General features: G+C 58.5%; 24 protein-coding genes. 10 read left to right on the top strand and 14 right to left on the bottom strand.

Going from position 1 to position 26,142, the window contains the following annotated elements; all coding sequences use genetic code 11:
• The first annotated feature begins 18 nt into the window (after positions 1 to 18).
• Positions 19 to 2,442 carry a fimbrial biogenesis usher protein gene (locus LOC22_RS10325; RefSeq protein ID WP_230239523.1) on the top strand — a complete coding sequence of 808 codons (2,424 nt, stop codon included), beginning with the start codon at positions 19 to 21 and terminating at the stop codon, positions 2,440 to 2,442.
• Positions 2,433 to 3,032, top strand: coding sequence for a hypothetical protein (locus tag LOC22_RS10320; RefSeq protein ID WP_017382680.1), 600 nt, complete (start codon positions 2,433 to 2,435; stop codon positions 3,030 to 3,032). Before LOC22_RS10325 ends, LOC22_RS10320 begins: the two co-directional genes overlap by 10 nt.
• Before the next feature lie 42 nt (positions 3,033 to 3,074).
• Here LOC22_RS10320 and LOC22_RS10315 read toward each other — a convergent pair whose 3' ends face one another.
• Positions 3,075 to 3,398 carry an AzlD domain-containing protein gene (locus LOC22_RS10315; protein ID WP_163296844.1) on the bottom strand — a complete coding sequence of 108 codons (324 nt, stop codon included), beginning with the start codon at positions 3,396 to 3,398 and terminating at the stop codon, positions 3,075 to 3,077.
• Positions 3,398 to 4,057, bottom strand: a complete 660-nt coding sequence (locus LOC22_RS10310) for an AzlC family ABC transporter permease (protein ID WP_015569922.1) — start codon at positions 4,055 to 4,057, stop codon at positions 3,398 to 3,400. The genes LOC22_RS10315 and LOC22_RS10310 overlap by 1 nt, the downstream gene beginning before the upstream one ends.
• A 103-nt stretch (positions 4,058 to 4,160) precedes the next feature.
• Here LOC22_RS10310 and LOC22_RS10305 point away from each other — a divergent pair, with 103 nt between their 5' ends.
• The 4 genes from LOC22_RS10305 (at position 4,161) to LOC22_RS10290 (ending at position 9,273) form a co-directional block, all read left to right on the top strand.
• A complete protein-coding gene (locus tag LOC22_RS10305; RefSeq protein WP_003861973.1) occupies positions 4,161 to 4,709 on the top strand; it encodes a helix-turn-helix domain-containing protein in 549 nt (182 codons plus the stop codon).
• A gap of 17 nt (positions 4,710 to 4,726) precedes the next feature.
• Positions 4,727 to 5,722, top strand: a complete 996-nt coding sequence (locus LOC22_RS10300) for a LacI family DNA-binding transcriptional regulator (protein ID WP_193136546.1) — start codon at positions 4,727 to 4,729, stop codon at positions 5,720 to 5,722.
• A 105-nt stretch (positions 5,723 to 5,827) separates the two neighbouring features.
• Complete coding sequence (locus tag LOC22_RS10295) at positions 5,828 to 7,951, top strand: alpha-galactosidase (RefSeq protein WP_230239522.1); 2,124 nt, start codon at positions 5,828 to 5,830, stop codon at positions 7,949 to 7,951.
• Positions 7,952 to 7,995: 44 nt separating this feature from the next.
• Positions 7,996 to 9,273 (top strand): MFS transporter, encoded by a 1,278-nt coding sequence (locus LOC22_RS10290; protein ID WP_230239521.1) that lies wholly within the window; start codon positions 7,996 to 7,998, stop codon positions 9,271 to 9,273.
• On the opposite strand, the gene rhaM is transcribed toward LOC22_RS10290, so the two are convergent.
• From rhaM to rhaB, 9 genes are all read right to left on the bottom strand, one after another.
• Complete coding sequence (gene rhaM / locus LOC22_RS10285; RefSeq protein ID WP_062933607.1) at positions 9,261 to 9,575, bottom strand: L-rhamnose mutarotase; 315 nt, start codon at positions 9,573 to 9,575, stop codon at positions 9,261 to 9,263. The two genes, LOC22_RS10290 and rhaM, sit on opposite strands and share 13 nt — an antisense overlap.
• Positions 9,572 to 10,720, bottom strand: a complete 1,149-nt coding sequence (gene fucO, locus LOC22_RS10280) for a lactaldehyde reductase (RefSeq protein WP_039269443.1) — start codon at positions 10,718 to 10,720, stop codon at positions 9,572 to 9,574. Before fucO ends, rhaM begins: the two co-directional genes overlap by 4 nt.
• A gap of 97 nt (positions 10,721 to 10,817) precedes the next feature.
• Positions 10,818 to 11,822: an ABC transporter permease gene (locus LOC22_RS10275; RefSeq protein WP_015569926.1), complete on the bottom strand. Its 1,005-nt coding sequence runs from the start codon at positions 11,820 to 11,822 to the stop codon at positions 10,818 to 10,820.
• The gene (locus LOC22_RS10270) at positions 11,819 to 12,823 is read right to left on the bottom strand and encodes an ABC transporter permease (RefSeq protein WP_230239520.1); all 1,005 of its coding nucleotides are present in this window, start codon (positions 12,821 to 12,823) and stop codon (positions 11,819 to 11,821) included. Before LOC22_RS10270 ends, LOC22_RS10275 begins: the two co-directional genes overlap by 4 nt.
• A complete protein-coding gene (locus LOC22_RS10265; RefSeq protein WP_063933767.1) occupies positions 12,824 to 14,326 on the bottom strand; it encodes a sugar ABC transporter ATP-binding protein in 1,503 nt (500 codons plus the stop codon).
• A 99-nt stretch (positions 14,327 to 14,425) separates the two neighbouring features.
• Positions 14,426 to 15,412 carry a rhamnose ABC transporter substrate-binding protein gene (gene rhaS / locus LOC22_RS10260; RefSeq protein WP_015569929.1) on the bottom strand — a complete coding sequence of 329 codons (987 nt, stop codon included), beginning with the start codon at positions 15,410 to 15,412 and terminating at the stop codon, positions 14,426 to 14,428.
• An 82-nt stretch (positions 15,413 to 15,494) separates the two neighbouring features.
• Complete coding sequence (rhaD, locus tag LOC22_RS10255) at positions 15,495 to 16,325, bottom strand: rhamnulose-1-phosphate aldolase (protein WP_015569930.1); 831 nt, start codon at positions 16,323 to 16,325, stop codon at positions 15,495 to 15,497.
• A gap of 96 nt (positions 16,326 to 16,421) precedes the next feature.
• The gene (rhaA, locus tag LOC22_RS10250; RefSeq protein WP_017382693.1) at positions 16,422 to 17,681 is read right to left on the bottom strand and encodes an L-rhamnose isomerase; all 1,260 of its coding nucleotides are present in this window, start codon (positions 17,679 to 17,681) and stop codon (positions 16,422 to 16,424) included.
• Positions 17,678 to 19,147 carry a rhamnulokinase gene (gene rhaB, locus LOC22_RS10245; RefSeq protein WP_047051662.1) on the bottom strand — a complete coding sequence of 490 codons (1,470 nt, stop codon included), beginning with the start codon at positions 19,145 to 19,147 and terminating at the stop codon, positions 17,678 to 17,680. Before rhaB ends, rhaA begins: the two co-directional genes overlap by 4 nt.
• Before the next feature lie 301 nt (positions 19,148 to 19,448).
• Between rhaB and rhaS (LOC22_RS10240) the strand changes: the two genes are divergently transcribed.
• Both rhaS (LOC22_RS10240) and rhaR read left to right on the top strand, forming a co-directional pair.
• Entirely contained in the window at positions 19,449 to 20,285 is an 837-nt protein-coding gene (gene rhaS / locus LOC22_RS10240; RefSeq protein WP_015569934.1) for an HTH-type transcriptional activator RhaS, read from the top strand.
• Positions 20,286 to 20,358: 73 nt separating this feature from the next.
• Positions 20,359 to 21,207 carry an HTH-type transcriptional activator RhaR gene (rhaR, locus tag LOC22_RS10235; protein ID WP_230239519.1) on the top strand — a complete coding sequence of 283 codons (849 nt, stop codon included), beginning with the start codon at positions 20,359 to 20,361 and terminating at the stop codon, positions 21,205 to 21,207.
• Here the strand turns inward: rhaR and rhaT are convergent, their stop codons facing one another.
• Entirely contained in the window at positions 21,208 to 22,242 is a 1,035-nt protein-coding gene (gene rhaT, locus LOC22_RS10230; protein WP_017694058.1) for an L-rhamnose/proton symporter RhaT, read from the bottom strand.
• A gap of 288 nt (positions 22,243 to 22,530) precedes the next feature.
• Between rhaT and sodA the strand changes: the two genes are divergently transcribed.
• On the top strand, positions 22,531 to 23,151 hold the full coding sequence (sodA, locus tag LOC22_RS10225; protein ID WP_003861999.1) for a superoxide dismutase [Mn]: 621 nt from the start codon (positions 22,531 to 22,533) through the stop codon (positions 23,149 to 23,151).
• Positions 23,152 to 23,217: 66 nt separating this feature from the next.
• On the top strand, positions 23,218 to 23,892 hold the full coding sequence (yiiM, locus tag LOC22_RS10220) for a 6-hydroxyaminopurine reductase (RefSeq protein ID WP_230239518.1): 675 nt from the start codon (positions 23,218 to 23,220) through the stop codon (positions 23,890 to 23,892).
• Between the two features lie 52 nt (positions 23,893 to 23,944).
• Here yiiM and cpxA read toward each other — a convergent pair whose 3' ends face one another.
• Positions 23,945 to 25,318, bottom strand: coding sequence for an envelope stress sensor histidine kinase CpxA (cpxA, locus tag LOC22_RS10215; RefSeq protein ID WP_015569937.1), 1,374 nt, complete (start codon positions 25,316 to 25,318; stop codon positions 23,945 to 23,947).
• On the bottom strand, positions 25,315 to 26,013 hold the full coding sequence (gene cpxR / locus LOC22_RS10210; protein ID WP_003862004.1) for an envelope stress response regulator transcription factor CpxR: 699 nt from the start codon (positions 26,011 to 26,013) through the stop codon (positions 25,315 to 25,317). The genes cpxA and cpxR overlap by 4 nt, the downstream gene beginning before the upstream one ends.
• Positions 26,014 to 26,142 lie beyond the last annotated feature (129 nt).

Below are 26,142 nucleotides of genomic sequence, written 5' to 3'. Positions count from 1 at the left end.
AACAAACATGGAGTAGTTATGTTAAACGGTTCCTGTAAAAAGGGAATGCTCGTGTTTTGCCTTAGCGTGCTGGCATTTAATATTCGGGCTGAGATTTCCTCTAATGCGAATGAATCTCTGGAACTGGCGCGAGCCATATTTGACAGCGATGCTTTAAAAAATAACGGGCTTGATCCGGCCATTGCGGATTACTATTCCCTCACTCCCCGTTTTACCCCTGGCTACCATAATGTGACGGTTAATATTAATGGTAAGCAGCGCAATATTATGCCCGTGAAATTTGATGAGGAAGGAATGCCCTGTATTGATAAAGCGTTTCTGGAAAACGCGGGCCTGATTAAACAGACGAAAAGAGGCACCTGCCCGAAGATTTATCACTACTGGTCCGGATCAACGATTCAGACTTCGCCGGATATTGATGAAATATCGGTTGTTGTACCGCCTGAAGCGATCGACCCTGATTATGGCCGACAGTTCGCCGAGGTGCGTGGCGGACGTGCAGCCATGCTGAATTACTCCATGTTTGGCACCCATAATCACTATGATGATGAGAACGCTGACCGTTTCCAGTCGACCTTTGAAATGGGCTTTAATGCCGGAGACTGGATTGTGCGCAGCACGCAGTTCATTAGCGACGGCAGCGATCAGGATTTTGATGTCGACTCCCTCTACACCTATGCCCAGCGTACCTTTACCGATTATGGCGTGATGGTGCAGGGTGGCCAGATTAACATCGCCAACAGCCGCTTCAGTATTCCGGGAATTTACGGGGTCCAGATGATGCCGGATACCGCACTCACTCCTCAGGTGGGGACGGGCGTCGAAGTCAGCGGTATTGCCCGTAATCCGCAGGCGCGCGTCGATATCCGCCAGGGCGGACAGCTTATTTACTCAACGCTGGTTCCTGCCGGTCCGTTCAACCTGGATGACGTGCCGCTGGCGAACCTCAACACCGACCTGAACGTAACGGTCACCGAGACTGACGGCAGCGAAAACCGATTCACTGTCTCGGCAAGTACGTTCCGCAGCAATCATATAGGCCGTGCCCCGGGCTTTACGCTGGCTATGGGCCGCGTTGAAGACATGGACTCACGCTTTGAAAATCCGTGGGTGGTGTCCGCCAACAACGGCTGGTCTGTCAATAAGCGTGTCAATTTCCTGGCCGGTATGGTGATGGCGGATAACCACTATTATGGCTTCTCCGGCAACCTCGATACCATACCGATGCAGAACCTGTATGCCTCGTTGGGTTTTCTGGCGTCAATAGACAACCAGACGCAAACCGACGGCAACAAAACGACGCTGGATCTGGGTTACTCCCTGCCGTGGGGCATTGGGCTTTCGCTGGGCGGTAGCTATGGCACACCGGACTATCGCGAGATGGCGGAACTTTACGGCGACGATGACGATATGTCGCAAACCAAATACGACACCAGCGTCGGTATCAACTGGTCGAGTACCACGCTGGGCCGCTTTTCCCTCAGCTATTATCGCAACGAGAGCTGGAACAGCGACTATGACAGTCGCCGGTTTATCTCGTCGTGGTCACAGACTTTTAAATACTTCAACGTGAGCGTGAACTGGGAGTCGGATGTCAGCCGGCACGACAGCAGCGACAACGATCAGTTTTACGTAAACGTGTCGATCCCGCTGGGACGCTCAGGCGTGACAACCAGCTCCTGGTATCGCGAGAGCGAAGGTAAGCGTTCTTACGGCACGCGGGCGATGGGCTCGCTCAACGCTGAGAACCAGTACACGGTGGGGGTCACTCAGGACCAGGAAGAGAACACCACCAGCTGGGACAGCTCGCTGAACAGTAATCTGCATTACACCAACCTGGCGCTGGCGGCAGGAGGAGATAACGACAGCAATACCAACTACTCAGCAGCATTAAGCGGCGGGATTGTCGCCCACAGCGACGGGGTGACCTTCTCGCCTTACCGCGTGACCGATACGTACGCCATTGCCAGACTGGATAAACCGGTGGCTGGCATCGAGATAGGTACCCCGCGCGGCGCGGTATGGACCGATAAATGGGGCCAGGCGATTATTCCTGCGCTGTCGCCGTTCCGTGAAAGCACGATTGAGATCAACACGGAAAGCCTGCCAGGCAATCTGGACGTAAGAAATGGCAGAACAGCGATCAAAGCGTCTCACGGCGCTGTGGCGAAGTGGGAGTTTGCGACGTTAAGCCAGCGCCGCGTGCTGCTCAGTATACGCCGTGCGGACGGTACGCCGCTGCCGGAAGGTGTCTCGATTGTGGACGCGGCAGGGGAGTATGTGACGAGTGCGCCAGAAGACGGCGTGATCTTCCTGAACGATATCTCTGCCAGCCAGCAGCTGTATGCGAAGCTGGATGAAGGGCGTTGCAGGCTGACGTACACCCTGCCGGAGGCAGAACCGAATAAATTCTATGAAGAGGTGACAGGGAAATGTCTCTGAATAACGTTCGTCAATACGCGCTGATGCTTATGCTGCTCTGCGGCGCAGCGGGACTTTCGGGAATGGCGCAGGCCGATGACGGCGCCTGTGAAATGATGTCGGCGGTGAAGAAAGTCGATTACGGGCGCTACCGTAAAGAGGATATGCGGCAAACGTCCGCTGAACATATTGGCAAAGTGTACAACGGTTATGCTTCTGTGATGCGTGAAGTTCAGGTTTCGGTGCTGTGTCCGGATGTGCGCAAAATGCGCATCTCCGTAGACGGGATTGCCCGACAGAACCTGGCGTATCGTTTTACGGACAGCGGCGCGATGAAAATCGAATTCAAAGATGGGCGGGTGGACGGGAACCCCGTGCAGCTGGCCGCGGTCGATATTGGCGCGGTAGCCGTTCAGGGAGGCGCTTCTCAGGTGACGCTGAAGCCGGAAAAAGCGCTGGCGGCGGTAAACGGTACAGAAGTGGCGGGCGAGCAGTTTGTCGCCACTATGATGATCACGACCTATCTCTCTGACAAGGCGTTTAGCGTTACTAACACCACGGATTTTGAAGAAACGCTGACGCTCAATGTTGATACGCTTCCTGCGCGATAATCTCTGTTATGCCCGGCCGACCTGTTATGTCGGGCATATTTTCTAGTGGATCCCCGCCAGACGCAGCAGCGCTGTCACCACCGCCGCCGCGACGATCACCACAATTAACGGCATTTTGCGCCAGGCCAGAAACACCGCGAACCCCACCCCCAGCACGCGCGCCATCCCGGCAAAATGGTCCCCTTCATAAAACGTTGTCGCCAGCGCGACGGAGAACAGCAAAACGGTAGCCGCATCTGAAAGCAGCGCCTGCGACCGTTCTGAAAGCGCCAGCCGGTTGCCAAGCTTCGCTCCGCCAAGACGCATCAGATAGGTTCCGGCAGAAAGAATGGCGATGCCGAGAAGAAAGACCGTCATGTTTTCCATTATTTTTTCCTCGCGGCAAGGCCGAGCAAAGAGAGCAGCACCGGCAGGCCAACCGGCGCAAACGGTACGGCGGCCAGCGACAACACTGCACCGCTACAGGCGCGGATCAGCGTGGTACGGTTTTTAAATGCCGGCACCACTAACGCCAGCAGGATCGCCGGGAACACCGCGTCCAGCCCAATGGTTTCCGGATCTGGCAGCAGCTTGCCGACCATCGCGCCCAGCACCGCCCCCAGCGGCCAGATGATTGCCACGCCCAGGCCGCACAGCCAGTAGGCCGCTTTACGCTGCTCGGCGGTTTTTTGCGACAGGCCGAACACCACACTTTCATCATTCATGATATGACAGCCCAGAAAGCTCAGGCCGCGCTTGCCCACCAGTTCACGCACCGTAACGCCGAACGGCACATGGCGCGCGTTAACCAGTAAACCGGCCGCTGCCGCTGCCAGCGGATTGCCGCCGCTCGCCACGATGCCGATAAACATAAACTCGGATGCGCCTGCCAGCACCGTGAGGGAGAGGACAAACGGCACCCACAGCGGGAAACCGTAGGCCATCGCCAGTGAGCCATAAGACATGCCGACCACGCCCACCGCGAGGCAGACCAGGACGATCGCTTTTATCGTGTCGCCTTTCAGGCAAGAGAGGTGATTCTTCATACCATTTTAGCCATATCGAACGTATTTCCATTATAATGAACGCATCAGAAACGTTTTACAAGACGAACGATTCGTTCGTTATAGAGAGAAAGAGGCCGTTATTATGACGCAGCCAATCAGCGTGATCGCCAAAAGCCTGGTGCGAGAGCGCCTGCGAACCGGGCTCTCACTGGCGGAAATTGCCCGCCGTGCCGGGATCGCCAAATCCACGCTTTCTCAACTGGAGTCTGGCAACGGCAATCCTAGCCTGGAAACGCTGTGGTCGCTTTGCGTGGCGCTGGATATTCCGTTTGCTCGGTTACTGGAGCCGCAGCAACCCGTCACGCAGGTGATCCGCCGCGGCGAGGGCACAAAAGTGGTTGCCGGGCAGGCGAACTACGAGGCGATTTTGCTCGCGGCGTGTCCGCCGGGGGCGCGTCGGGATATCTATCTGCTGCTGACTCAGCCGGGGGCAGACCGTATTTCCCAGCCCCATCCGCCTGGGTCGGTTGAGCATATTATCGTGACCCAGGGGCGGGCGATGGTCGGTCTGATCGACGCGGCGGAAGAGCTCGGCCCGGGAGATTACATTTGCTACCCCGCTGACCAGCCGCATATCTTTAAGGCGCTGGAGCCGGATACGCACGCGCTGCTGGTGGCGGAACAAAACTAACGAAGATACGGAAAATCATGTCGCTTAAAGCCATTGCCAAAGAACTGGGGCTGTCTGTTACCACCGTCAGCCGCGCCCTCAACGGGTATGACGACGTTTCGGCTGAGACGCGCGCCCGCGTGGAAGCGGAGGCCCAGCGCCGTGGCTACCGACCAAATACCTTTGCCCGTCGCCTGAAGATGGGCAAAATCGACGCCGTCGGGCTGGTGTTTCCGGTGCATCCTGTTCCGCTCAATAACAGCGTTTTTATGGACATGGTCGGCGAAATTAGCCACGAACTGGCGCGACATGAGATTGACCTGCTGCTCATCGCTGACGACGATCTGGCGGACAAACACAGCTATATGCGCATGGTGCAGAGCCGACGCGTGGATGCGCTGATAGTGGCGCATACGCTGGATCACGATCCGCGTCTTGAGCAGCTTCAGGCCGCCGGGTTCCCGTTCCTGGCGCTCGGCCGCAGCCAGCTCCCGCAGCCGTACGCGTGGTTCGATTTCGACAACTATGCCGGTACGTATCAGGCCACCCGCTGGCTGATCGAGAAAGGCCATCGGCGCATTGCGCTGCTGGGCGAAAGCAACAACCAGGCATTCATCACCCAGCGCCGCCAGGGCTACCTGGACGCGCTGCGGGAAGCCGGACTTTCCAGCGAATGGCTGCGCGCCATGCCCCCCTCGCGCCGCGTGGGGTATGCCACCACGCAAGAACTTCTCTCCCTGCCGCAGCCGCCCACGGCCATCATTACCGACTGCAACACCCACGGCGACGGCGCAGCGATGGCTCTGGCGCAGATGGGGCGCTTAACCGGTGAAAATGCCGTCTCGCTGGTGGTCTATGACGGTTTACCGCAGGACAGCATTGTCGATATCGACGTCGCGGCGGTGATCCAGTCTACCCGTCAGGGTGTCGGGAAACAGATTGCCGATATGGTGCGCCAGCTGATTAACGGCGACGACATCGACACCCTTCAGGTGCTCTGGCAGCCGGAATTTTCCCCAGGCCAGACGGCCTGATTACACCAAAAATTCAAAACCCGATCACAGATCCGAAACGTTTTGGTTTGTATCCGAAACGTTTCGGATCAACACTCAGGACATCCCGATGACAGGAGATGTCCGATGCAAGATGCCATTTTTCGACTTGAAAGCAATACGGTTGACGTGGTGCTAAAAACCCACCCGTTCGCCGAAATTCTCTACTGGGGGCCGCACCTTCAGCACTTTTCGCCGCAGGATGCGCTAAGTATTTCCCGCCCGGTTGCTAACGGCAGGCTGGACGTGGACTCCCCCGTCACGCTGATGGCAGAGCTGGGGCACGGCCTGTTTGGTTCGCCCGGCATTGAGGGGCATCGCCAGGGGCTGGACGGATCGCCTGTCTTCACAACCACAGGCGTACAACAGCAGGGGCAAACTCTGACGGTAACGGCAGAAGATAAACAGGCGGGCCTGCGCCTGACCAGTGAATTAACGCTGGATGCCAGCGGCGTACTGGTGGTGCGCCATGGCTTAACCAACCTGAAAACGCAGGCGTGGCAGGTGGATCGCTTTGCCGTAACGCTGCCGGTGGCCGAACGCGCGCAGGAGGTGATGGCCTTCCACGGACGCTGGATCAGGGAGTTTCAGCCGCACCGCGTGATGCTTGAACATGACAGCTTTGTGATTGAAAACCGCCGGGGTAAAACCTCCCATGAACATTTCCCGGCGCTGATTTCAGGTACGCCGTCATTCAGTGAAATGCACGGCCACGTCTGGGGCGTGCATCTGGGCTGGAGCGGCAACCACCGCCTGCGTGCGGAGGCGAAAACCGATGGCCGCCGCTATATGCAGGCCGAAGCGCTCTACCTGCCGGGTGAAATGGCGATTGAAGAGGGGGAAACGCTCTGGACGCCGCGCCTGTATGCCAGCCACTCCCCGCACGGGCTGAATGGCATGAGCCAGCAGTTCCACCGCTACCTGCGCGATAACGTTATCCGCTTCCCGGAAGATAAACCGCGCCCGGTGCATCTCAACACCTGGGAGGGGATCTACTTCAACCACGATCCGGACTACATCATGCGCATGGCCGACGAGGCCGCCGCGCTGGGCGTGGAGCGCTTTATCATTGACGACGGCTGGTTCAAAGGCCGTAACGACGACCACGCCGCGCTGGGCGACTGGTATCTGGACGAGAAAAAATACCCGAACGGCCTTAAGCCGGTGATTGATCACGTTAAACAGCTCGGCATGGAGTTTGGTATCTGGGTTGAGCCGGAGATGATTAACCCGGATTCCGATCTGTACCGCGCGCACCCTGACTGGGTGCTGGCGCTGCCGGGCTACGCCCAGGCGACCGGGCGACACCAGCTGGTCCTCAATCTCAATATTCCGCAGGCCTTTGAATATCTGGTCGAACGCATGAGCTGGCTGCTGGGCGAACACGCGGTCGACTACGTGAAGTGGGACATGAACCGCGAGCTGGTGCAGCCAGGGCACAAAGGCAAAGCCGCCGCCGATGCCCAGACGCGTCAGTTTTATCGCCTGCTGGACGTGCTGGGCGAGCGTTTCCCGCACATTGAGTTTGAATCCTGCTCCTCCGGCGGCGGGCGAATCGATTATGAAGTACTGACCCGCTGCCACCGCTTCTGGGCGTCCGACAACAACGACGCGCTGGAGCGCAACACTATCCAGCGCGGCATGAGCTACTTCTTCCCGCCGGAGGTGATGGGCGCGCATATCGGTCACCATAAATGTCACGCCACCTTCCGCCAGCACAGCATTCAGTTCCGCGGGCTAACAGCGCTGTTTGGTCACATGGGGCTGGAGCTGGATCCGCTCACCGTCGATGCGCAGGAGCGTGAAGGCTATCGCCATTACGCCGCGCTGCACAAGCGGTGGCGAGAGGTCATTCATCACGGCACCCAGTGGCGCGTGGATATGCCGGACGCCACCACCCTGGCGCAGGGTATAGTGAGCGAAGACAAGACGCAGGGGCTGTTTTTGGTCAGCCAGCTCGCGATGCCGGATTACACCCTGATGATGCCGCTGCGCATGCCGGGGTTAGACGCCAGCGCGCTGTACCGCATCACGCTGCTCGATCACCCGAACATCCAGATTACGGGCGAGGGCGGGCACACCATGCGTAAGCTGCCGGCGTGGATGAACGCGCCGCAAACGGTAAGCGGCGAGTGGCTGATGCAGGCGGGTATTGCACTGCCGATTCTGGATCCGGAAACCGCCATTCTGATTGGTGTGGAACGCGTGTAAGGGTGACGGGCCGGGCAACCGGCCCTCCGTTGAGGATAAAAATAATGAACACAACAACCTGTACCCACAAAGACAACCCTAATTTCTGGATCTTCGGGCTGTTCTTCTTTCTCTACTTCTTCATCATGGCCACCTGCTTTCCGTTCCTGCCGATCTGGCTGTCGGACATCATCGGCCTGAACAAAACCCATACCGGGATTGTTTTCTCCTGCATCTCGCTGTCGGCCATTGCCTTCCAGCCGGTGCTGGGGGTCATTTCGGACAAGCTGGGGCTGAAAAAACACCTGCTTTGGATCATCTCGGTGCTGCTGTTCCTGTTCGCGCCGTTCTTCCTGTACGTCTTCGCCCCGCTGCTGAAAACCAATATCTGGCTGGGGGCACTGAGCGGTGGGTTGTATATCGGCTTTGTCTTCTCAGCGGGGTCGGGGGCGATTGAGGCCTATATTGAGCGCGTAAGCCGCAACAGCTTTTTTGAGTACGGCAAGGCGCGTATGTTCGGCTGTCTCGGCTGGGGGCTGTGCGCCTCAACGGGCGGCATCCTGTTCGGCATCGATCCGTCGTACGTCTTCTGGATGGGGTCGGCCGCGGCGCTGTTGCTGATGCTGCTGCTGGTGGTCGCGAAACCGAAGCCTAACCAGACGGCGCAGGTGATGAACGCCCTGGGCGCGAATCAGCCGCAGATCACCGCTAAAACCGTTTTTACCTTGTTCCGCCAGCGCAGAATGTGGATGTTCATCCTGTACGTGATTGGCGTGGCCTGCGTGTATGACGTCTTCGACCAGCAGTTTGCCACCTTCTTCAAAACCTTCTTCGCCACGCCGCAGGAGGGGACCCGTGCCTTTGGTTTCGCCACCACGGCGGGGGAAATCTGTAACGCGATCATTATGTTCTGCTCGCCGTGGATCATTAACCGCATCGGCGCGAAAAACACGCTGCTGATTGCCGGGGTGATCATGGCGACGCGCATTATCGGCTCGTCGTTTGCCACCACTGCCGTGGAGGTGATTGCCCTGAAGATGCTGCACGCGCTGGAAGTCCCGTTCCTGCTGGTGGGGGCATTCAAGTACATCACCGGGGTGTTTGATACGCGCCTGTCGGCCACCATCTACCTGATTGGCTTCCAGTTTGCCAAACAGTCGGCGGCGATCTTCCTCTCCGCCTTTGCCGGAAATATGTATGACCGGGTCGGCTTCCAGGAGACGTATCTGATACTGGGCTGCTTCGTGCTGGCGATCACGGTGGTGTCGGCGTTTACGCTGAGTGGCAGGCGGGAGATTGCTGCTACCGCAAGGGCAGCAGCGTTAACACATCAGTCCAGGTAAAACACCTCTTTCAGCGCCGCACTCACCGGGCTGTTATCCGGGTTCGACGGCATAACGTCACCCATATATTTCCACCAGCGCTGGCAGACATCGGTGTTTGCCACCGCGTTCCAGCGCTCTTCCGATTCAATTTCCACCGTCGCAAACAGCAGGTTGCGGGCTTTGTCGAGGTAAATGGCGTAGTGGTGCGCGCCATGGGCTTTCAGTACCGCCTCCAGCTCAGGCCAGATCGGGTTGTGGCGGCGCGCGTACTCCTCGTGCGCGTCCGGGTTTACCTGCATCACAAACGCTTTGCGGATCATAATGCCTCCAGGTACAGCTCGCGGACCTCTTCACGGCTCGCGGTGCGCGGGTTGCACGGCGCGCACGGGTCGGCGAGCGCTTTATCCAGCCAGCCTTCAATATCGGCTTTGGTGACGCCAAGCTGGCTGAAGCCGGACGGAATGCCGACGCGGGCGCTCAGGTCACGAATTGCCTGAATGGCTGACATGCTGGCCGCTTCATCGCTCATGCCGCGCGTGTCAACGCCCATCGCCTGCGCCACGCGGGCAAATCGGGCGACCGCGTTCGGGCGGTTAAAGTTTTCGATGATCGGCAGCAGAATGGCGTTGCACACGCCGTGCGGCAGGTTGTGCGTCGCGCCCGGCTGGTGCGCCAGAGCGTGTACCAGCCCCAGACCGGCGCTGTTAAACGCCATGCCCGCCAGATACTGACCAAAAGCCATCTGCTCGCGCGCTTCCAGGTTGTGACCGTCGTCGACCGCTTTCGGCAGCCAGAGGTTGATCAGGCGAATCGCCTCCAGCGCGTTGGCATCGGTCAGCGGGTGCGCGCCGACGGACACGTAGGCTTCAATGGCGTGGGTCAAGGCATCCATGCCGGTTGCGGCGGTCACGGAGGCCGGAATATCGAGCATCACGCTGGCATCGTCCACGGCGATATCCGGGATGATGTTCGGGTCGATAATCACCTCTTTCACCTGTCGCGCGGCGTCAATGATCACCGCGTTGCTGGTCATCTCCGCCGCCGTGCCTGCGGTGGTGTTGATCGCCACCAGCGGCACGCCCGCGTTTTTCACCTTGCCGACGCCGGAGTAATCGGTTGACGGGCCCGGGTTGGCGGTGAGGATTTTTATCGCCTTGGCGGTATCAATCGGGCTGCCGCCGCCAAAGGCAATCAGGTAATCACACTCCGCATCCTGATATGCCGCATAGCCTTTTTGCACCAGCGCTTCCGTCGGATTCGGGAATACTTCATCGAACAGGTGATACGACATCTGATGGGCGTCGAGCGCGGAAAACAGGCTGTCGAGCAGGCCCAGCTTCACCAGCTGGCCGTCGGTGACAATCAGCGCTTTTCCCCACTGTTTGTTTGCCACCAGATTGACCATATCGCCGATCGCGCCCGCGCCGTGCAGGCTGATTTTTGGAAGCGCCAACATAAAGCTCATGATAATTCTCCTTAATTACTGTGATTTTTATGCCCGGCGGCGCTGCGCTTGCGCGGGCCTACGGTTAAGTAGGCCGGGTAAACGCAGTGCCACCCGGCTATGAGATCCGTCTTCGCTGCATCACCCGGCGGGTAATAATCGGCAGCGAAATCACCACGATCAGCATCGCGCCGATAATCACCGACATCACGATGCCGGGCACGTTGAGCAGGCTCAGGCCGAAGGTCACCAGCCCCATCAGGAAGGCGGCGATAATCACGCCCACCATGCTGCCGGACCCACCGAGAATATTGACGCCGCCGAGCACCGCCATCGTCACCACCGCCAGCTCCCAGCCCATCGCGATGGTCGGGCGGGTACTGCCCAGACGCGAGGTGAGCAGCACCGACGCCAGGCCGGACATCAGTCCTACCAGCGCAAACAGGATCAGGTTGTGGCGCTTCACGTTGATGCCGGAGTACCACGCGCCGGTCGGGTTGTTGCCGATGGCGTAGGTGCGGCGGCCAAAATTGGTGCGGTGCAGCACAAAGGCAAACAGAGCGGCCAGCACGATAAACAGCGCGAACTCAAACGACAGCGCGCCCCAGACGTAGCCCTGGCCGAACCAGGCGAAGCTCTCCGGGTAGCTGTTCAGCGCCTGGTCCCCGAGCAGGATGTAGGTGATCCCGCGGTACAGGCTCATGGTGCCGATGGTGATGACGATGGACGACAGGTTAAAGCGCGTCACCAGAATGCCGTTGAACAGCCCGCACAGTAGCCCGACGCCTAATCCCACGCACACCAGCAGCGGCGTATCGACGCCCGCCGCCGCGCAAAAGCCCATCACCGTGGAGCTGAGCGCGATGGTGGAGGCCACAGACAGGTCAATTTCCCGGGCGATAATCAGCATCGCCATCGGCAACACAATGATCGCTTTTTCCGTGAAGTTGAACGTCGCGTCGGAGAGGTTCCAGATATTGAGGAAGTAGGGCGAGGCGAGCGCGTTCACCACAAACACCGCCAGCGTCACCGCCAGCAGGAAGCCCTCCCAGCACAGCAGGCGCTGGAAGATGCCCGGCGCAGAAGTGGGTTTGAACTCTTCAGATGTCATCATTTTGCTCATGGTTTCACCGCCAGTTTCTGACGTGCCAGCGCCGCGTCGCGCAGGATCAGCCTGCCTTTGCGCCTGTTGCCGCGCTCGTTCAGCAGCACAGCGATGACAATGACCGAGCCGGAAATCGCCATCTGCCAGAACGGGGAGACGCCGATCACCGGCAGGGCGTTGTTGATGACGCCAAGGAACAGCGCCCCGAACAGACAGCCGAGCACGCGGCCGGTGCCGCCCATGGTGCTGATCCCGCCAATCACACAGGCTGCCACCACCTGCAATTCAAAACCGTTAGCGACGTCAACATACGCAACGGCAAAGCGTGATATCCACAGGTAGCCGCAGAACCCGGCCAGCAGACCGGAAAGGCAGAAGCTGATGAACTGCATTTTCCCGGCGTTGATCCCGGTGTAGTACGCTGCCGTGGCGTTCCCGCCGGCGGTGTAGAGCGCCCGTCCGGTGCGACTGTAGCGCAGGAAGTAGCCCACCAGCAGCAGTACGGCGATGGCGCACCAGCTCAGCACCGGCAGGCCCAGCACTGACGCACGCGGCAGGCCGAGGAAGTTTGCACCCATCTGGTTGGAGTTCACCCAGCCGCCGCCGGAGAGCAAAAAGATCATTCCGCGGTAGATGCTCATGGTGCCGAGCGTCACCACAATCGCCGGAATGCCCAGTTTCCACACCAGCAGGCCGTTTATTGCGCCCATCAGCAGCCCAAGCGCGCTGGCAAGGATCAGCAGCGCCCAGACGGGCACGTCCGGGTATTGGAAATTAATCAGGGCGACAATCATCCCGGTCAGGGCCAGATTAGCCGCCATCGACAGGTCGATGCCTTTAGTGAGCAGCACCAACATCTGCCCGAGCGCGAGGACGATCAGAATGGCGGTGTCGTTAAACATCTCCACCAGGTTTCCCGGTGCGATAAACGATGGCACGCGGCTGCCAATGGCGACGACCATCAGGACAATCACCGCGCCAAGCAGCGCCTCGCGGTGTTTTAAGAGTGAGCTAAGCATTTATGCCGCCTCCTGTTTTGCACCGCTGGCGGCGCTGACGATGGTTTCCGCCGTCGCGTCTCCCGCCTGGTATTCGGCCACCATCAGCCCCTCGTGCATGACGATAATGCGATCCGCCATGCCCATCACTTCCGGCAGTTCGGACGAGACCATAATCACCGCCAGCCCCTGACTGACCAGCTCGGACATAAACTGATGCACGGCTGCCTTTGAGCCGATATCGATGCCTTTTGTTGGCTCATCGAGGATGATCACGTCAGGGTGCGTCGCCAGCCATTTGCCGATCACCACCTTTTGCTGGTTGCCGCCAGAGAGGGTCTCCACCGCCTGCTTCCAGCTGAAGGCTTTCACTTGCAGGCGTCTGGCGTATTCGTCTGCCAGCTTCCATTCGCGGTCGTCGTGCAGTACGCCGTTCGGATTGAGCCTGCTGAGCTGAGGCAGGCTGATGTTCTGGGCAATGGACAGTTCGATAATCGCACCCTGCTTCTGCCGCTCTTCCGGCACGCAGACGATACCGGCTTTGATCGCATCCGCAGGCTGGCGGAAGCGCCGGTGCTGTCCGTTGAGGATAATTTCCCCGGACGACGGTCGCGTGACGCCGGAAAGCGCCTGCATCAGCTCGGTACGCCCGGCACCCACCAGCCCGTAAAAGCCGAGGATTTCCCCTTTACGCAGGGAGAACGAGATATGCGCAAACTCGGTTGGATGGCAGAGGTTTTTCACCTCCAGCACCGTCTCGCCTTTTTCGCAGTCTATTTTCGGGAAGGTTTGGGTAATGGCGCGCCCGACCATCATCGACACCATCCGCTCCTCGGTGATCTCATTTATTGCCCCTGCACCGACGAACACGCCGTCGCGCAAAATGGTGTAGTGATCGGCCAGCTCAAAAATCTCGTCGAACTTGTGGGAGATAAACAGGATGGCTTTTCCCTCCTGCTTTAAGCGCTCCACAATCTGGTAAAACTCGAGGATTTCATGCTGTGACAGCGCCGCCGTGGGTTCATCGAGGATCACCACCTGCGCCTCAAACGACAGCGCGCGGGCAATCGCCACCATGTGACGCTGGGCGATGCTCAGGGTTTTCAGCGTTGCGCGCGAGTCGATTTGCACCTCAAGGCGGGCGAGAATAGACTGCGCCCGGCGGTGCATTTCCGGCCAGTCGAGCTTTTTCAGGAAGCCTTTGTGAAGGTACTGACCGACAAAGATATTTTCGGTAACCGAGAGTTCATCGAACAGGACGGTTTCCTGGTGAATGGCGGTGATGCCCATTTTATGCGCCGACTCCGGCGTCGGAAGGTGAACGGGGATCGCCTTGTAGAGAATTTCGCCCTCGTCGGGCTGGTATATGCCGGTCATCACTTTGACCAGCGTCGACTTGCCCGCGCCGTTTTCGCCGATAAGCGCCGTCACTTTGCCGGGCCACAGCGCAAGCTGCACGTTCTCAAGAGCACGCACGCCGGGGAACACCTTGGTGATGCCAGAAAGCTGTAGCAATGGGGTCATGATAGTTCTCCTGGACAGGGGAATTTGTAGGGCGGGTAAGCGGCAGCGCCACCCGCCTTTTGCCGGATGGCGCTACGCTTATCCGGCCTACAAATCGCATCAAAAGATTTTTGAGAACTTATCAATATTGCTGGCATCGTAAACGAACGGCTCGGCCATCGCGCCGTTGCCGTCGGCATCCAGCTTCACTTTGCCCAGCTTGCCCATGCTGGCCTCGCCTTTCGTGGCGTTGCCTTTCACCAGGTCATCCGCCAGGTAGGTTGCGGCATAGCCCAGGTCAATCGGGTTCCAGATGGCAAAGCTCTTGCTTGCGCCGGACTTCACCGCGCCCGCCATCTCAGACGGCAGGCCTAAACCGGTGACGTACACTTTGCCAATCTTGCCCTGGTCCTTCACCGCCTGCGCGGCAGCCACAATGCCCACGGAAGACGGCGAAACAATCACTTTCAGCTCCGGGTAGGTTTTCAGCAGGCCGACCGCTTCGCGGTAGCTCTTGTCAGAGAGATCGTCCCCATAGGCCACGGTCACCAGATTGACGGACGGGTACTTCGGCAGCACCTTTTTCATCTCCGCAATCCAGGTATTCTGGTTGGTGGAGGTTGGCGTGGCGCTCAGCACCGCCACATCGCCTTTCTCCACGTTCAGCGCTTTCAGGGCATCGGCGGCGAGCTTGACGTTAGTTTCGCCAATCAGGGCGTTATTGGACGGGTTGAGGTGGATCTGACGCCCGGCTTTCGCCACGCCCGAATCCCACGACACAACCTTGATGCCGCGCTGCATCGCTTTTTTCAGCACCGGCACGACGGCGTCCGGATCGTTCGCGGAAATCGCGATCGCATCCACGCCCTGGGCGATCAGCCCGTTCAGCACCTCGATCTGCGCTTCCGCCGTGGTGGTGGTCGGGCCGGTATAAATCACTTTTACATCGCCTAACTCTTTGGCCGCCTCCTGCGCGCCGACGTTCGCTGCCTCGAAGAATCCATTCCCTAAGGACTTCGCCACCAGGGCGATTTTCACTTCTGCTAAAGCGGAACCGGACAACGCCAGAGCGGCAACGGTGAGGATCAAGCTTGCTTTTATTTTCATTGCTTTTACTCCACTGACTTGAGTTAGTTGTAGGGATTGCAGGTGGTTTTCGCCCCGTCTCAATGAGCGGGGCGCGATGTTGTTATTGGTACAAATCTAACGCCGACTGCATGGGGGTGACGCCAAAGCGTTTGCCCAGGGCGATCAGCTCTTCCCGGGTGATGGTCTGCTTCATGCCGCCCATGGAATAAACCTTCACCAGCACCTCTGCGGATTTCTCGGCGGTGTCGATCAGGCCGAAGGTTTCATCCAGCGTCGGGCCGCTGCCGAAGACGCCGTGGAATGGCCACAGCACCAGTGAATGTTTCTGCATGTCCGTCGCGGTTGCCTGGCCGATTTCGTCGGTGCCCGGCACCATCCACGGCAGAATGCCGACGCCGTCCGGGAACACCACCAGACACTCGGTGCTGCCTTCCCACAGTTTGCGGGTGAAGAAATCAGAATTGTTTTCCAGCACGTAGGTCAGGGCGATCAGGTTGGTGGCGTGGCAGTGCATGATCACGCGGTCCTTGCCATTGGTCGCCTTGATGCGCTCGCAGTGGGAGAGGAAGTGCGCCGGCAGCTCAGAGGTTGGCACTGCTTCGTCCGTCAGCCCCCACAGAATGTGGTAGCCCGCGCCGTCGCTATCCACTTTCACTACGCCGAGGTTGGCCTGCGGGTCGAGCTGAACGTTGCGGAAGAACTTCCCGGAACCGGTGACGATAAACGGCGTGTTGGCGAGCAGCGGCATCGGCTGGCTCAGGGCGATATAGCGCGGCTTCTGGTGGAAATCGGCTGCGAACGGTTCGATATCCGCATCGTCCAGGCGTAGCGTCAGGTTGCCGCCGTTGCGCTCGTCCCAGCCCTTCAGCCAGGCGTCGGAGGTGGCTTTGATCATGCCCTGGACGAACCAGGAGGTGGTGATGGTCTGCATACTGTGTTTCCTTTGAAAATGCCGGGTGGCGCTACGCTTACCCGGCCTACTTTTACCTGTAGGCCCGGCAAGCAACGCGCCGCCGGGCAATGTTTTTTACTGACGAGCGGCAAGAACGTCTTTCTCATATGCCCGCACGTTGTCCAGCCACTGGCTGCCCGCAGGCGCATCGTGACGCTGGCAGTACATCTCCCACACCGCCTGCCACGGCAGGGATTTCTGCTCTTCCAGCAGCGCCAGGCGCGCGGTGTAGTCGCCGTTTTCTTCCAGCTGTTTCAGCGCGGCGACAGGCTCCAGCAGCGCGCGCAGCAGGGCTTTCTTCATGTTGCGGGTGCCGATAACCCACGCCGCGATGCGGTTGATGGAGGCGTCGAAGAAGTCGAGGCCAATGTGTACGCGGTCGAACAGATCGTGGCGGATGATTTCGCTGGCAATCGCCTGGGTTTCGTCATCCAGCAGCACCACATGGTCGCTGTCCCAGCGCACCGGGCGGCTGACGTGCAGCAGCAGGCGCGGCACGAAGAGCATGGCGGCGGAGATCTTGTCGGAGATCACCTCGGTTGGGTGGAAGTGGCCTGCATCCAGGCACAGCGCGGTCTGGCGGCTGGTGGCGTAACCCATGTAGAACTCGTTTGAGCCCACGGTGTAGCTCTCTGCGCCAATGCCGAACAGCTTGCTCTCGACGGCGTCGATGTGGTGCGCCGGGTCCAGCTTTTCGCTGATGGCTTCATCCAGCGCGGCCAGCAGGCGCTGACGCGGGGCCAGTCGGTCGACGGTGATGTCCTTCATGCCGTCCGGGATCCAGATGTTCATCACCGACGGCGTGCCAAGCTGCTCGCCGAAATACGCAGAAACGCGGCGGCTGGCTTTGACATGGTCGATCCAGAACTGGCGGATTTCGTCGTTGGCGTGCGCAAGGGTAAAGCCGTCCGCGCTCAGCGGGTGCGAGAAGCAGGAGGGGTTAAAGTCCAGACCCAGCTTGTTGGCTTTCGCCCACGCCACCCAGTTCGTAAAGTGCTCCGGTTTGATTTCGTTACGCGCCACCGGCTCGTCGGATTCGAGATAAATGGCGTGCAGATTCAGGCGCTTTGGCCCGGGGATCAGGCTCAGCGCCAGCTCCAGATCCGCACGCAGTTCGGTGGCGTTGCGCGCTTTGCCCGGATAGTTACCCGTGGCCTGAATACCCCCCGTCAGGGAACCGCCCGGGTTCTCGAAGCCAGCGACGTCATCACCCTGCCAGCAGTGCATGGAGACGGGCAGACGGTCGAGCTGGCGCAGCGCCTCTTCGACATCCACGCCGACGGCGGCGAAACGCTGTTTAGCCAGGTCCCAGGCTTGTTCAAGTTGAGTGGTCATGCGCAAAGCTCCTTAGTCAGTCGTTTTTGCTGAAACTGCGCCCGGTAGCGGGCAATTTCATGGCAGGGATGGGGGGTGAAGGTGGTCAGGCTGTTATTCGCCGTCACCACCGAACGGAAATCGTCAACGTTGGACAGTTCGTCCAGGGTCATCAGCTGAATGCCGATATTGCCGAGCGTGGAGGCTTCAATCGGACCTGCCACCACGGTAATGCCGCAGGCATCCGCGCAGAGCTGGTTCAGCAGCTGGTTCTGGCAGCCGCCGCCCACGATATGCAGCTGCGTGAACGGTTTGCCGCGAAGGTCAGCCAGCTCGCTCAGGATGTCGGCATAGAGCAGGGCGAGACTGTCAAAAATGCAGCGCGCCAGCTCGGCGGGGCGGGAAGGTACCGGCTGCCCCGCTTCAAAACAGGCGGCCTGGATTTCGGCGCTCATGTGCACCGGATTGATAAAGCGGTCGTCGTTCGGATTAATCAGGAAGGTGCAGGCTTTCAGCGTTTCGGTTTCCGCGATAAGCGCGGGCAGGTCGGTGATGTTCTGCTCTTTCAGCACCCGCTGGAGCAGCCACAGGCCCATGATGTTCTTCAGCACCCGGTAGCGCCCTTCCGCGCCACCTTCGTTAGTGATGTTCGCCGCCAGCGCAGCATCGCTGATGTACGGGGTTTTGCTCTCAAAGCCCATCAGCGACCAGGTGCCCGAAGAGAGGTAGGCCGCGTCTTTGCTGGCGAGCGGCGAGGCAATGACCGCGCTTGCGGTGTCGTGACTGGCGACGGCGACAACAGGAATTTCATTCCCCTGCGGGCAAAGCCAGTGACCAATCACATTGCCCGGATGGGTTGGCGCGCCAAACCAGGACGGCGAGGCGCCCGTCCAGGCCAGCAGGTGTTCATCCCAGTTATCGGTGTTGATGTTGACCAGCTGCGTGGTGGTGGCGTTGGTATATTCCCAGTTCATGTTGCCGGTCAGACGGTAGCTTAAGTAGTCCGGGATCAGCAGCGCATGCGCCACCTTTTCGACCAGCTCTGGCTGTTGCTCCACCAGCGCGCGCAGCTGATACAGCGTGTTAAACGGCAGAAACTGAATGCCGCTGCGACCATAGATGTTCTCCTTGCCAAGCTGCGCGATGGCGTGCGCCATCAGCCCATCGGTGCGGCTGTCGCGATAGGAGACCGGCAGGCCGACGCGTTCGCCGTGACTGTCCAGCAGCACGTAATCCACACCCCAGGTATCAATGCCGATACTGTCGATGCGAATACCGTCTTTGCAGACGTTGTGAAGTCCGGTGCGGATCTCTGCTTCCAGGGCGTCGATATCCCAGGTAACAAAACCGTCCTGTTTTTGCAGACAATTGGCGAAACGGTGCATTTCGCGAAGCGTAAGGGTGTGCAGGTCGCAGTCCCAGGTGGCGAGCATTACACGGCCGCTGGATGCGCCTAAATCGACAGCCACACAATGGCGAAAAGTCATGGTCGGGTCCTTTCTTAAGTCATTAGCGAGGAGTGTAAGAAAGGGAAGAAATAGCCACCTTCTCGCCACTGACAGCCCAAATCTCGCGCTGGCAAGAAAGCAAAGGTGAACGTGAGGGAGTTCACAGTTTCCAGTAATGGCGGGGTTTGCAGGCAGTGTGACGCTGACCGCATTTCCTGATCTTTCCGTCTGTTTCTTGAAAAACCGACAGCTTTTGCGCGGTTTGCTGTCAAAAATTTAAGGTGAGCGTGGAAGGCCTTAATTACTATTTTGAGAACTTTTCTCATTGGTGGGGGCCGTTATGACCGTACTGCACAGCGTCGATTTTTTTCCTTCGGGGGCTTCGCCGGTCGCGATTGAGCCACGGCTGCCTCAGGCTGCGTTCCCGGAGCATCATCATGATTTTCATGAAATTGTGATTGTTGAGCACGGAACGGGCATTCACGTATTCAACGGTCAGCCGTATACCATCAGCGGCGGTACGGTGTGCTTCGTGCGCGATCACGACAGGCACCTGTATGAACATACCGACAACCTGTGCCTGACCAATGTGCTCTACCGTTCTCCGGATGCGTTCCAGTTTCTTTCCGGGCTGAATCAGCTGTTGCCGCAGGAGAAGGACGGCCACTACCCCTCGCACTGGCGGGTGAATCAGTCCACGTTGCAGCAGGTGCGTCAGCTGGTGAGCCAGATGGAGCAGAGCGAGGATGGACAGGAGACGCACGCCATTGCCACCCGCGAGCTGCTGTTTATGCAACTGCTGGTGCTGCTGCGGCGCAGCAGCCTGGTGGAAGGGCTGGAAAATAACGACGCGCGCCTGAATCAGCTGATGGCCTGGCTGGAAGATCATTTTGCCGAAGATGTCTGCTGGGAAACGCTGGCGGATGACTTTTCGCTCTCGCTGCGCACGCTGCATCGTCAGCTCAAGCAGCATACCGGGCTGACGCCGCAGCGCTACCTGAACCGTCTGCGCCTGATCAAAGCGCGTCACCTTTTACGTCATACCGACGAAAGCGTCACCGATATCGCCTATCGCTGCGGTTTCGGCGACAGTAACCACTTTTCGACGCTGTTTCGCCGGGAATTTAACTGGTCGCCGCGCGATATTCGTCAGGGGAAAGACGCGTTGCTTCAGTAACGCGAGGGCAGTCACCGTTTTTTTGCTGTAAAAAGGCTAATAATGTCCGGTTATTGGCCGTAGAGGTTGTGGTGTGGCTGCTCAGCTCATTCTTCGCAAAGATGATTTTTTTGCCTCCGCGAGTCAGGCCGTCGCGGTGGCCGACCGCTACCCGCAAAACGTCTTTGCCGAGCACACCCACGAGTTTTGCGAGCTGGTGCTGGTGTGGCGGGGCAACGGCCTGCACGTCCTCAACGACCGTCCCTACCGCATCACGCGCGGAGACCTGTTTTACATTCGCGCTGAAGATAAACACTCCTACGCCTCGGTTAACGATCTGGTGTTGCAGAACGTCATCTACTGCCCCGACAGGCTTAAACTGAATGTCGACTGGGCGGGCAATATCCCCGGTTTTCATGATGCCAGAGGCGAACCGCACTGGCGCTTAAGCAGCAACGGCATGGCGCAGGTGCGCCAGACGATTTCCCAGCTGGAGCAGGAGAGCCAGAAGAGCGATCCGGTGGCAAACCAGATGTCGGAGCTGCTTTTCGCCCAGCTGGTGATGACCCTGAAGCGCTATCGTTACGCCACGGATAATCCCTCCGCCACCACGCAGGAAGCGCTGCTGGATAAGCTCATCACCCGGCTTGCGGGCAGTCTGAACAAGAGTTTCGTGCTGGAAAAATTCTGCGAGCAGGAGCAGTGTAGCGAGCGCGCGCTGCGCCAGCAGTTCCGCACCCAGACGGGGATGACGGTCAACCACTATCTGCGCCAGTTGCGCATCTGCCACGCCCAGTACCTGTTACAGCATACGGAGCTGATGGTGAGTGAAGTGGCGATGCGCTGCGGCTTTGAGGACAGTAACTACTTTTCGGTGGTGTTTAACCGTGAGGTGGGGATGACGCCGGTTCAGTGGCGTCATCGCAGTCGAAAGGCAGCGTAATCAGTTCGCCATGCCGAGGCCGACGATATTGGCCGCAATGATAATCACCACGCAGCCCAGGCTCAGCACGCCAACCGGACGACGCCCGGCATTGTTCCACTCTTTCAGCACCAGCCCAACCAGCCCGCCGCACAGCACGTAGAAGCTCATGTGCAGCATCCAGCTCATGTAGTCATACTGCGCCGGAATACTGGCGTGACCCCAGGCGTAGAAGAAGAATTGCAGATACCACATCAGGCCGCCGAGGGCGGAGAGCAGGACGTTGGTGACGATCAGCGGTTTTGCCAGCGAGAAGTCGGCTTTTACCGACAGGTTTTTCACTTTTGCCAGACGAATGAAGCAGAAGCCGAGGTTTACCAGCGCGCCGCCGCCCATGATCACCACATAGCTTGGCAGGGCAGCGTACAGCGGATCGACGCCCAGCGCCGCAGCGGCGTCGTGCATTGGTTTGGCGGCGTTCATGGCGAACGACATGCCCGCCGAAAAGACGCCGCACATCACCGCCAGCAGCAGCCCTTTCTTCAGGTTGAACTCTTCGGCTTTGATGCCCATCTTGCGTTCTTTCAGCTGGCCTGCGCGGGTGACGATGCCCACGCCGATCACCGCCACCAGCACGCCCAGCAGCGTCATTCGCCCGCCCTGGGTGTTGATCAGCACGTCGAAGTGGCCGTTGAGGATTGGCGTCATCAGGGTGCCAACAATCAGCGTAATGCCAATCGCGATGCCAATCCCCATCGACATGCCGAGGTAGCGCATGGTGAGGCCGTAGTTGATATTACCGATGCCCCACATCGCGCCGAACAGGAATACCGGCAGCAGGGTGGAGGCGTTGAAGGAGGAGAAGTAGCCCCAGAAATCGGGCAGCAGCATGGCGCTGATTGTCCACGGCAAAATCAGCCAGGACACGGTACCGCCAACGGACCACATGGTTTCCCATGACCAGCCTTTCACCTTTTTAAACGGGGCATAGAAACAGGCTGCACTGGCCGCGCCTATCAAATGCCAGAAGATACCCATCGTAATCGCATGATTCATTTTTACATCCTCATCGTTTTTATAGCCGGAGGCTTCCCGCCGACTTGATGAGTGTAAAAATGAGGCGGTTTGGTAACCTTCAGAAGGTTGCCGCACTTTTGTTCAGGATGGCAATCAGCACGTTAAGCACGTGAGCAGACTCACAATTTTGCCATTTATCAAAAATCGAATAACCTTATAAAAACTACGGCATTGATAATCATTTTCAATATCATTTAATTAACTATAATGAACCAACTGCTTACGCGGCATTAACAGCTGTGCCGCCCGACAATAATGGAGAGGATTATGAGTTATACACTGCCATCCCTGCCGTATGCCTACGACGCACTGGAACCGCATTTCGACAAGCAGACGATGGAAATCCATCACACTAAACACCACCAGACCTATGTGAACAACGCGAATGCTGCGCTGGAAAGCCTGCCAGAGTTCGCTAATCTGCCTGTTGAAGAGCTGATCACCAAACTGGACCAGCTGCCAGCAGACAAGAAAACCGTGCTGCGCAACAACGCGGGCGGTCACGCTAACCACAGCCTGTTCTGGAAAGGCCTGAAAACCGGCACCACCCTTCAGGGCGACCTGAAAGCGGCTATCGAGCGTGACTTCGGTTCCGTTGACAACTTCAAAGCGGAATTCGAAAAAGCCGCTGCAACCCGTTTCGGCTCTGGCTGGGCGTGGCTGGTCCTGAAAGGTGACAAACTGGCGGTCGTTTCTACCGCTAACCAGGACTCCCCGCTGATGGGTGAAGCTATCTCTGGCGCATCCGGCTTCCCAATTCTGGGTCTGGACGTGTGGGAACACGCTTACTACCTGAAGTTCCAGAACCGTCGCCCTGACTACATCAAAGCCTTCTGGGATGTAGTGAACTGGGACGAAGCAGCAGCGCGTTTCGCCGCTAAAAAATAAGGTTGCATTGACGCCTGTGAGAAGCGAGTCTGATGACTCGCTTTTTTTGTATCTGAAGGAGTGGAGATGCATTACCCGGTGAATGTGTTTACAGGCAAGGTAAGGGAGTACGAAGGCAGCCGCCCGAGCGCCATCGCCAAAGTGCAGGTCGACGGTGAGCTGACGTTGACCGATCTCGGGCTTGCGGGTGACCAGCAGGCTGAAAAGAAAATCCACGGCGGGCCCGATCGCGCGCTGTGCCACTATCCGCGCGAGCACTATCCGCACTGGAAAGCCGAATTTCCTGAACAGGCGGACCTCTTCGTCGCCCCCGCGTTTGGCGAAAATCTCTCAACGGAGGGGCTAACGGAGAAGAACGTCTTTATCGGCGATATTTACCGCTGGGGCGATGCTTTGATTCAGGTCACCCAGCCGCGCTCACCGTGCTTTAAGCTTAACTACCATTTCGGCATTCAGGATATGTCGGCCCAGCTGCAAAGCGCGGGTAAAACCGGCTGGCTGTATCGCGTGGTGCAGGCGGGACAGGTTTCGGCGGATGCGCCGCTTGAGCTGGCTTCGCGCCTGAGTGAGGTGTCGGTATACGAGGCCTGCGCAATTGCCTGGCATATGCCGTTTGATGACGAGCAGTATCACCGCCTGCTGTCAGCGGCGGGATTATCCACTAGCTGGACCAGAACGATGCAGAAGCGGCGGATAAGCGGCAAGATCGAGAGCAGTTCGCGGAGATTGTGGGGGAAATAGTTCCCGCAGAAAGTAGGCCGGGTAAGGCGAAGCCGCCACCCGGCACATACGGTTACGAACGCTTATACAGCGGCAGCCACAGCGTTAACCTCAGCCCGCCCAGCGGGCTGTCATCGGCTTTCACCCAGCCACGGTGCTGCTGCATGGCGGTTTCAACAATCGCCAGACCCAGCCCCGTACCGCCGGACTCGCGGTCGCGCGCCTCGTCGGTACGGTAGAACGGACGGAAAATCTGCTCGCGATCTTCCGGGCTGACGCCAGGACCATCGTCATCGACAATGACCGTAATCCCGTCTTTATCCACCGAAAACGCCACTTCAATCTTCGTGTGCGAATAGCGCAGGGCGTTACGCACGATATTCTCCAGCGCGCTTTCCAGCGTGTTGGGGTTACCGTAGAGCGGCCACGGGCCCGGCGGGAAGTTGACGGTGAACGATTTGCCCATCTGCTCCGCTTCGAACGCCGCGTTGTCCAGCACCTCATGCCACAGGTGATTGGCTTTCACCGTTTCGCTCACCAGCGCGTTTTTCTGCTGATTGCGCGACATCACCAGCAGATCGTTGATCATGCTGTCCAGGCGATGCGCTTCCGTCTCAATACGCTCCAGCTCTTTGCTCTCACCGCTGCGGCGGCGCAGCAGGGCGGTACCCAGCTGTAAGCGCGTGAGCGGCGTCCGCAGTTCGTGGGAGATATCCGACAGCAGACGTTGCTGGGCCGTCATCATCCGATCAAGCGCGCTGACCATCTGGTTAAAGCTGGTTCCTGCGGCCAGGAACTCCTGCGGCCCGGATTCCAGCTCCGGATGCTGCCTCAGGTTGCCCTGCGCCACTTCGTCCGCCGCATTTTTCAGCTTACGCGCCGGTTTCGCCAGGCTCCACGCCAGCCATAACAGCAGCGGGGAACTGACCAGCATCGTGACAATCAACAGCAAAAGCGGACGGTCAAACAGCAGGTTGATGAAGTCGGACTGGGAACTGCTCGCAGGGCGAATCAGATAGAGCTGGTAATTGTCTTCCCCATCCCGCACCGAGAAAGGACCGACCATCTCTACCCGACCATATTTCTTTTTCTGTGGGTGATCGGCGTTATCCGCCTGGCCAATAAAGTTGCGGATAATCTGCATTTCATTGCGATCGGCCCCAATCACGCGGCCTTCACTGGTGACCAGTAAAAGACGTTGTCCGGGGGGCGCCCACTTGTCGATAGCGCGAAACAGCCTGCGCCACCACATTAAATCGTTCGGCGGATCGTTTGCCAGCTCCGCTTCCACGTGCTGCTCGATCATCACGCCCTGACGTTGCTCGCTGTCGAGCAGCTCCGTCATCTGGCGTGAGTCGAGTTTTGGCAACATCAAAACGAGCATTAAAACCAGTGCCAGCGTCAGCCAGAAGATGGCGAAGATGCGGGCGGTTAAGCTGCCTATCATGAAGCGGAAACCATCAGATAACCGCGACCACGCAGGGTTTTAAACCAGGGGTGACCGTCTTTACGCTCCGGTAACTTACGGCGCAGGTTCGAGATATGCATGTCGATGGCGCGGTCAAACGGGGTGAGGCGTTTGCCGAGCACTTCCTGGCTTAAGTGTTCACGCGACACTACCTGGCCGAGATGCTGCGCCAGCAGATACAGCAGGGTGAACTCGGTGCCGGTTAGCTCCAGCGTTTCACCGTCGAAGCTCGCTTCCTGGCGGCCCGGGTTCAGGCTCAGGGAGTCCACTTCCAGCGTAGGTGAGCTGTTGTCGGTATTCTGCTGCTGCTCGCTCCAGTGAGAGCGGCGCAGGATCGCGCGAATACGGGCCACCAGTTCACGGTCGTTGAACGGCTTAGGTAAATAGTCATCCGCACCCAGCTCAAGGCCGAGTACGCGGTCAAGCTCGCTGCCGCGTGCGGTCAGCATAATGACGGGGGTCTGGTGTGTCTGGCGAAGCTCTTTCAACGTATCAATACCGTTTTTCTTCGGCATCATGACGTCGAGCAAAAGTAAATCGATGCTGTCGTCAAGGAGACTCAGCGCCTGTTCCCCATCATGGGCAACCAGGACGTTGAAACCTTCCATGTCGAGCAACTCCTTTAAAAGAGATGTGAGCTCTCGGTCATCATCAACTAACAGGATTTTATTCATTGTTTAAATACCTCCGAGGCAGAAATTACGACATCAAGGCTATCTAATCCATGACTTTACGTTGTTTTACACCCCCTGACGCATGTTTGCAGCCTGAATCGTAGACTGTCTCTCGTTGAATCGCGACAC

This window comes from Enterobacter sp. AN-K1 (assembly GCF_020971765.1).
Classification (GTDB): domain Bacteria; phylum Pseudomonadota; class Gammaproteobacteria; order Enterobacterales; family Enterobacteriaceae; genus Enterobacter; species Enterobacter hormaechei_C.
This window is presented reverse-complemented; position numbering and strand designations above follow the sequence as displayed.

Bases quoted from the DNA above. Each gene is read 5' to 3' on its own strand.
- LOC22_RS10325 (WP_230239523.1), top strand. From the start codon at position 19: ATGTTAAACGGTTCCTGTAAAAAGGGAATGCTCGTGTTTTGCCTTAGC.
- LOC22_RS10320 (WP_017382680.1), top strand. From the start codon at position 2,433: ATGTCTCTGAATAACGTTCGTCAATACGCGCTGATGCTTATGCTGCTC.
- LOC22_RS10315 (WP_163296844.1), bottom strand. From the start codon at position 3,398: ATGGAAAACATGACGGTCTTTCTTCTCGGCATCGCCATTCTTTCTGCC.
- LOC22_RS10310 (WP_015569922.1), bottom strand. From the start codon at position 4,057: ATGAAGAATCACCTCTCTTGCCTGAAAGGCGACACGATAAAAGCGATC.
- LOC22_RS10305 (WP_003861973.1), top strand. From the start codon at position 4,161: ATGACGCAGCCAATCAGCGTGATCGCCAAAAGCCTGGTGCGAGAGCGC.
- LOC22_RS10300 (WP_193136546.1), top strand. From the start codon at position 4,727: ATGTCGCTTAAAGCCATTGCCAAAGAACTGGGGCTGTCTGTTACCACC.
- LOC22_RS10295 (WP_230239522.1), top strand. From the start codon at position 5,828: ATGCAAGATGCCATTTTTCGACTTGAAAGCAATACGGTTGACGTGGTG.
- LOC22_RS10290 (WP_230239521.1), top strand. From the start codon at position 7,996: ATGAACACAACAACCTGTACCCACAAAGACAACCCTAATTTCTGGATC.
- rhaM (WP_062933607.1), bottom strand. From the start codon at position 9,575: ATGATCCGCAAAGCGTTTGTGATGCAGGTAAACCCGGACGCGCACGAG.
- fucO (WP_039269443.1), bottom strand. From the start codon at position 10,720: ATGAGCTTTATGTTGGCGCTTCCAAAAATCAGCCTGCACGGCGCGGGC.
- LOC22_RS10275 (WP_015569926.1), bottom strand. From the start codon at position 11,822: ATGAGCAAAATGATGACATCTGAAGAGTTCAAACCCACTTCTGCGCCG.
- LOC22_RS10270 (WP_230239520.1), bottom strand. From the start codon at position 12,823: ATGCTTAGCTCACTCTTAAAACACCGCGAGGCGCTGCTTGGCGCGGTG.
- LOC22_RS10265 (WP_063933767.1), bottom strand. From the start codon at position 14,326: ATGACCCCATTGCTACAGCTTTCTGGCATCACCAAGGTGTTCCCCGGC.
- rhaS (WP_015569929.1), bottom strand. From the start codon at position 15,412: ATGAAAATAAAAGCAAGCTTGATCCTCACCGTTGCCGCTCTGGCGTTG.
- rhaD (WP_015569930.1), bottom strand. From the start codon at position 16,325: ATGCAGACCATCACCACCTCCTGGTTCGTCCAGGGCATGATCAAAGCC.
- rhaA (WP_017382693.1), bottom strand. From the start codon at position 17,681: ATGACCACTCAACTTGAACAAGCCTGGGACCTGGCTAAACAGCGTTTC.
- rhaB (WP_047051662.1), bottom strand. From the start codon at position 19,147: ATGACTTTTCGCCATTGTGTGGCTGTCGATTTAGGCGCATCCAGCGGC.
- rhaS (WP_015569934.1), top strand. From the start codon at position 19,449: ATGACCGTACTGCACAGCGTCGATTTTTTTCCTTCGGGGGCTTCGCCG.
- rhaT (WP_017694058.1), bottom strand. From the start codon at position 22,242: ATGAATCATGCGATTACGATGGGTATCTTCTGGCATTTGATAGGCGCG.
- sodA (WP_003861999.1), top strand. From the start codon at position 22,531: ATGAGTTATACACTGCCATCCCTGCCGTATGCCTACGACGCACTGGAA.
- yiiM (WP_230239518.1), top strand. From the start codon at position 23,218: ATGCATTACCCGGTGAATGTGTTTACAGGCAAGGTAAGGGAGTACGAA.
- cpxA (WP_015569937.1), bottom strand. From the start codon at position 25,318: ATGATAGGCAGCTTAACCGCCCGCATCTTCGCCATCTTCTGGCTGACG.
- cpxR (WP_003862004.1), bottom strand. From the start codon at position 26,013: ATGAATAAAATCCTGTTAGTTGATGATGACCGAGAGCTCACATCTCTT.